At 59.4% G+C, this 3955-nt stretch carries 4 protein-coding genes and 2 pseudogenes; 3 read left to right on the top strand and 3 right to left on the bottom strand.

Going from position 1 to position 3955, the window contains the following annotated elements; all coding sequences use genetic code 11:
- Both BSU04_RS45330 and BSU04_RS11795 read right to left on the bottom strand, forming a co-directional pair.
- The coding region (locus tag BSU04_RS45330; protein ID WP_218827262.1) for a transposase zinc-binding domain-containing protein at nucleotides 1-159 on the bottom strand (159 nt) is incomplete at its 3' end.
- 9 nt (nucleotides 160-168) lie between these two features.
- Nucleotides 169-333 (bottom strand): annotated as a pseudogene (locus tag BSU04_RS11795) (tyrosine-type recombinase/integrase); the annotation flags it as partial.
- A 155-nt stretch (nucleotides 334-488) separates the two neighbouring features.
- Here BSU04_RS11795 and BSU04_RS11790 point away from each other — a divergent pair.
- The 3 genes from BSU04_RS11790 to BSU04_RS11780 are packed head-to-tail and all read left to right on the top strand — an operon-like array spanning nucleotide 489 to nucleotide 3663.
- Entirely contained in the window at nucleotides 489-1727 is a 1239-nt protein-coding gene (locus tag BSU04_RS11790; RefSeq protein WP_089160778.1) for a site-specific integrase, read from the top strand.
- Nucleotides 1724-2668 (top strand): tyrosine-type recombinase/integrase, encoded by a 945-nt coding sequence (locus BSU04_RS11785; protein WP_089160777.1) that lies wholly within the window; start codon nucleotides 1724-1726, stop codon nucleotides 2666-2668. Before BSU04_RS11790 ends, BSU04_RS11785 begins: the two co-directional genes overlap by 4 nt.
- Nucleotides 2665-3663, top strand: a complete 999-nt coding sequence (locus BSU04_RS11780; protein WP_089160776.1) for a site-specific integrase — start codon at nucleotides 2665-2667, stop codon at nucleotides 3661-3663. The genes BSU04_RS11785 and BSU04_RS11780 overlap by 4 nt, the downstream gene beginning before the upstream one ends.
- Here the strand turns inward: BSU04_RS11780 and BSU04_RS47520 are convergent.
- Nucleotides 3618-3955 (bottom strand): annotated as a pseudogene (locus tag BSU04_RS47520) (hypothetical protein); the annotation flags it as partial. The gene BSU04_RS11780 and the pseudogene BSU04_RS47520 sit on opposite strands and share 46 nt — an antisense overlap.

Below are 3955 nucleotides of genomic sequence, written 5' to 3'. Positions count from 1 at the left end.
CCCTTCGCAGAGCAGCACGTGCCCTCCCAGCGCCGCGCTGCGGCACTGTTCGATCGCCGACATGACCTTCAGTTGTCCCAGGCTCAGGTTAGCGGATTGCCGCCACGTTGGGCCAAGAGAGCGAAAGACGTCGGCTACCTCGAGCGCGCGATGCACCACGAAGGCGACCTATTCGCGATTCAAACCCTCAAGAGGGCTGATCACCTCACGCAGAATATCGGTGGCGACCTGGGCATAAAGCGCTGTGGTCTCAAGCTTCTTGTGCCCAAGCATGACTTGAATCACGCGGATATCGACCTTCTGTTCCAGTAGATGAGTGGCAAAGCTATGGCGCCTATCTACCTAGCGACATAGGCGTCACTATGTGCCGTTCCGGACTATGTCGGGTAATCCAGAAATAGCGTGGATTTCACGGGCGATTCAAGCGTTCGGCTAGAGATAGTCTTGACTCCTTCCACTAGCCCCCGCATGTCGGGAAGGAGCTCATCGTGAAGTACATCGTCCATGACCAGGCCGTTCTCTCTCGACCGCCTGAAGGACCGCTTGCGGCCTATATCGGATCGTTTGCGAGATCGCTCAGTGAGCAGGGATACAGTGCAGGATCAATGAAGCAGCAAGTACGGATCGCAGCAGGGTTTAGCCGTTGGCTTGAACAGACGGGTGTTGGAGTGCGCAGCATCTGCGCCGACCATGCGATACGGTATTTGCGATATCGCGCTCGACATGTTCGGCCCCGCCGGGGGGATCAGGCTGCGCTCAGACACCTCATTGATTTTCTGCGCCAGGAGCAACTGATTCCTGCGGAGCGGGTACCACTGCCCCGACTGCCGTCTACTGAGCGCTGCGTACAGGCATACGTGGCGTACTTACGCGAAGCGCGTGCCTTGGCCACAGCGACGATCGTCAACTACGTGCCGTTCGTCCGCGGTTTCCTCGAAGACTGTTTCGGTAAAGGACGCGTCACACTCTCTCGCCTATGTGCTGGCGATGTTGTGAGATTTGTACAACGTCAGGCGCCGCGTTTGCAGCCGAAGCGGGCGAAGCTTCTGACCGCTGCGCTGCGATCCTTTCTACGTTATGTGCGCTATCGCGGCGACATTACACTGGATTTGGCCGCCGCAGTTCCAGTCGTGGCCAACTGGTCGATGCCGTCAATCGCACGTGGGATCGCCCCAGATCAAACACGGCAGTTGTTAGCCAGCATCGATCAGCGAAGCGCAACCGGTCGTCGAGACTATGCCATTTTGCTTTTGCTTGCTCGATTGGGGCTGCGCTCCGGGGAAGTAGCGTCGCTTGAGCTGGATGAGATCGACTGGAGCGCGGGACGTTTGAGCGTGCGCGGTAAAAGCGGGCATCGCAACGAATTGCCATTGCCCGCCGACGTCGGAAAGGCGATCGCTACATACCTGATTCGCGGGCGACCGCGTAGCACTTGTCGTCGTGTATTTTTGCGCGCCCGGGCTCCGATCACAGGGTTTAGCGGGGCAAGTGGAGTTGGTTCGGTTGTGCGGCATGCTCTCCAGCGCGCCGGCATCGACGCTCCAACCATGGGGGCTCATCAGTTCCGTCACGGATTGGCCACCGAGATGCTGTGCCATGGTGCCTCGCTCGGTGAGATAGGAGAGTTGTTGGGGCATCATCACCCGCAGACCACGAAGATCTACACCAAGGTCGACATCAAGGCATTGCGTACGCTGGCTGTGCCGTGGCCGGGAGGTGTGCAATGAACACGCTCCGGCAGGCAGTTGCTGAGTATCTCAGTCTTCGACGCAGCTTGGGATTCAAGCTGCACGATGCGGGCAAATCGTTACTCGATTTCGCGACCTTCATGGAGCAGCATCGCGCCCCCTGTGTCACCCAGGCGTTGGCTCTCGCCTGGGCGCAACAACCATTCGACGTCCAACTCGCACACTGGGCGAAGCGACTCAGTTTCGTACGCGAGTTCGCACGTCATCGCAGCGCCACCGATCCGCGAACGGAGATTCCAGCGCAAAGCCTGCTGCCGTTCCAACCGAAGCGGGCTCGACCGTATCTGTATTCGGACGATGAGATTCGCAACTTACTGCGAGCCGCCCTTCAAATACCATGCCGCTATGAGCGCAGTGCACTGCGGCCCTGGACGTTCTATTGCCTGCTTGGGTTGCTGAGTGTGTCGGGCATGCGTCTCGGGGAAGCACGCAATCTCGAGCTTCGGGACCTCGACCTCGCCACTGGGGTGTTAACAATTCGTGGCACTAAATTCGGCAAGTCCCGGCTCGTGCCTTTGCACGACTCGACTCGCGAGGTGCTTGCCGACTACATTGTGCGACGTAATCGTCATTGGGCCGGTCGGCCAGTGTCCTCCTACCTGTTCGTATCCAACCGAGGCAATCGCCTGGATGGCGCAGAGGTACATCGGACTTTCTATGCGCTGTCACGACAGGTCGGTCTGCGCGGCGTTTCCGACCATCATGGTCCACGCCTGCACGATATGAGGCATGCATTTGCGACGAACACACTCGTGCATTGGTACCGGTCTGAACAGGATCCGGAGCGTTGCCTGCCGATCCTGTCAGCCTACCTCGGCCACGTCCATGTCGCCGATACGCAGTGGTATTTAAGCGGCTCACCGGAACTCATGCACGAGGCCATGCGCCGGCTCGAACTGCGCTGGGAGAACCGGCCATGACCACGCCCGCCAACTTCGCCCCGCTGCTCGAGCGTTTCTTTACACAGCGGCTGATGCAGCAGCGCCAGGCGAGTCCTCACACAATCAGTTCCTATCGCGATACCTTCCGTCAATTTCTGAAGTTCGTACAGCAGCGTTTGCATACGCAACCGTCACGGTTGAGTTTCGAGGAGATCGATGCGCCGTTGATCGTCGCGTTTCTGGACGACCTGGAGAAACACAAGGGCGTAAGCATTCGCAGCCGCAATCTGCGGCTCACGGCAATTCATTCGTTTTTCCGGTATGCGGCACTCGAGACGCCGGCGCATTCCGGGCAGATCCAGCGTGTCCTTGCGATTCCCAGCAAGCGATTCACCCGCACGCTCGTCAGCTTCCTGACGCGTCCGGAAATCGATGCCTTGCTTGCCGCGCCTGACCAGCGTACCTGGTCAGGTCGGCGAGATCACGCCTTCATACTGGTAGCTGTGCAGACGGGACTACGTTTGTCCGAAATGACCGGACTCAAACGCGAAGACCTCGTCCTCGGAGTCGGTGCGCACGTGCGCGTGATCGGCAAGGGCCGCAAGGAACGCTGCACTCCCATCGCCAGATCCACGCTCGCGGTGCTCAAGGGCTGGCTACGAGAACCTCAACGCGGGAGTGATGAAGTGCTGTTTCCGAGCGCCAAGGGCGAACGTCTGAGCGTCCACGGTGTGCAGTACTTGCTAAACAAGCATCGCGAGGCTGCGTCCCGAGTTTGCCCTTCGTTGAAGCAGAAACGGGTCACCGTGCACCGCTTGAGGCACACGATGGCCATGGACCTTCTGCAGGCTGGCGTTGATCGTTCAGTGATCGCGTTGTGGCTCGGGCATGAATCGGTGGAAACCACGCAGATCTATCTCGAAGCAACCCTTGCGATGAAGGAGCAAGCCCTCGCGAAGACATCTTCGCCACAGGGCAAGTCGGTTCGCTACCGGCCGACAGACCAGCTCCTCGGCTTCCTGAATAGCCTGTAGGGCCGGCAAACTATGTCGGGGGATGAATGGGCTGCCTCGCGCCACGATGCACGAGTATCGGGTGTTCGTAAAAACCAATTCTCGTTACCCGACATAGTCCGGAACGGCACATAGTGGCGCAAAGTGTGCATGGACACGCGCTTGTCGATTCCGGCGGCCTCGGCGGCCGCATGGATCGCCCGGTTGAGTTGACGGGTGCTGAGAGATTCAATCGGGTTGAGCCCGGGAAAGAGCCAGCCGCCGTCGAGCATCTTGCCTTGGGCTCGAGCCACTCGCCACCAGACCCGCAGCC

Origin of the sequence: Caballeronia sordidicola (assembly GCF_002220365.1) — a bacterium.
Taxonomy (GTDB): domain Bacteria; phylum Pseudomonadota; class Gammaproteobacteria; order Burkholderiales; family Burkholderiaceae; genus Caballeronia; species Caballeronia sordidicola_C.
This window is presented reverse-complemented; position numbering and strand designations above follow the sequence as displayed.

What these genes read in the sequence shown, in the direction of transcription:
- BSU04_RS11785 (WP_089160777.1), top strand. Translation starts at nt 1,724, where the DNA reads ATGAACACGCTCCGGCAGGCAGTTGCTGAGTATCTCAGTCTTCGACGC.
- BSU04_RS11780 (WP_089160776.1), top strand. Translation starts at nt 2,665, where the DNA reads ATGACCACGCCCGCCAACTTCGCCCCGCTGCTCGAGCGTTTCTTTACA.